Here is a 1,837-nt window from a genome sequence, read left to right on the forward strand (position 1 = left end):
CCCGCACGCCGAAAGCCCAAGGTTTCCTTGCGCAACGTTAATCGGCGCAGGGTGAGTCGGCCCCTAAGGCGAGGACGAAAGTCGTAGTCGATGGGAAGCAGGTTAATATTCCTGCACCTCGCGTAAGTGCGATGGAGGGACGGAGAAGGTTAGGTGTACCAGGCGTTGGTTGTCCTGGGGAAAGGCGGTAGGTTTGGATCTTTGGCAAATCCGGGATCCTTTAAGACCGAGCACCGAGACGAGCCTTTAAGGCGAAGTCACTGATACCACGCTTCCAGGAAAAGCTCCTAAGCTTCAGCTTACGCAGACCGTACCGTAAACCGACACAGGTGGGTAGGATGAGAATTCTCAGGCGCTTGAGAGAACTCGGGTGAAGGAACTAGGCAACATGGCACCGTAACTTCGGGAGAAGGTGCACCCTTTTTGGTGGCTCGTGCGAGCTATAGCTGAAGAGGGTCGCAGTAACCAGGCCGCTGCGACTGTTTATCAAAAACACAGCACTCTGCAAACACGAAAGTGGACGTATAGGGTGTGACGCCTGCCCGGTGCTGGAAGGTTAATTGATGGGGTCAGCCGCAAGGCGAAGCTCTTGATCGAAGCCCCAGTAAACGGCGGCCGTAACTATAACGGTCCTAAGGTAGCGAAATTCCTTGTCGGGTAAGTTCCGACCTGCACGAATGGCGTAACGACAGCGGCGCTGTCTCCACCCGAGACTCAGTGAAATTGAAATCGCTGTGAAGATGCAGCGTTCCCGTGGCAAGACGGAAAGACCCCGTGAACCTTTACTATAGCTTTACACTGAACGTTGAGTTCGTCTGTGTAGGATAGGTGGGAGGCTATGAAACTGTGGCGCTAGCTGCAGTGGAGCCATCCTTGAAATACCACCCTGTCGTGCTTGACGTTCTAACCTGGGCCCATTATCTGGGTCGGGGACCGTGTATGGTGGGTAGTTTGACTGGGGCGGTCTCCTCCTAAAGAGTAACGGAGGAGCTCGAAGGTACGCTCAGCGCGGTCGGACATCGCGCACTGTGTGCAAAGGCATAAGCGTGCTTGACTGCAAGATCGACGGATCAAGCAGGTAGGAAACTAGGACTTAGTGATCCGGTGGTTCTGTATGGAAGGGCCATCGCTCAACGGATAAAAGGTACTCCGGGGATAACAGGCTGATACCGCCCAAGAGTTCATATCGACGGCGGTGTTTGGCACCTCGATGTCGGCTCATCACATCCTGGGGCTGTAGTCGGTCCCAAGGGTATGGCTGTTCGCCATTTAAAGTGGTACGCGAGCTGGGTTCAGAACGTCGTGAGACAGTTCGGTCCCTATCTGCCATGGGCGTTGGAGATTTGAGAGGGGCTGCTCCTAGTACGAGAGGACCGGAGTGGACGAACCTCTGGTGTTCCGGTTGTCACGCCAGTGGCATTGCCGGGTAGCTATGTTCGGAAGCGATAACCGCTGAAAGCATCTAAGCGGGAAGCGCGCCTCAAGATGAGATCTCCCGGGGCACAAGCCCCCTGAAGGAACCATGTAGACTACGTGGTTGATAGGTCAGGTGTGTAAGTACAGCAATGTATTGAGCTAACTGATACTAATGATCCGTGCGGCTTGACCATATAACCTCAAGTTGCCTTGGCTTTACGACAGCGTCGTAAGAGCATCCAAGTGCACGCTACGTCACAAGAACTATGCGAGGCTGGCGCCTTGTCCCACAGGGACGAGTGCGACTCTCCAAAAGCCTCCCTGGTGAAATTAGCGCTGTGGAACCACCCGATCCCATCCCGAACTCGGAAGTGAAACGCAGCTGCGCCGATGGTAGTGTGGCTCAAGCCATGCGAGAGTA

At 54.7% G+C, this 1,837-nt stretch carries 2 rRNA genes; both read left to right on the plus strand.

The features are described 5' to 3' along the window. Nucleotides 1-1,610: ribosomal RNA gene (locus N440_RS20290) — 23S ribosomal RNA — on the plus strand; the annotation flags it as partial. Nucleotides 1,611-1,736: 126 nt separating this feature from the next. After that, a 5S ribosomal RNA gene (gene rrf / locus N440_RS20295) occupies nucleotides 1,737-1,837 on the plus strand; the annotation flags it as partial.

It is taken from the genome of Stenotrophomonas sp. CC22-02, from assembly GCF_004365115.1.
Lineage (GTDB): Bacteria > Pseudomonadota > Gammaproteobacteria > Xanthomonadales > Xanthomonadaceae > Stenotrophomonas > Stenotrophomonas forensis.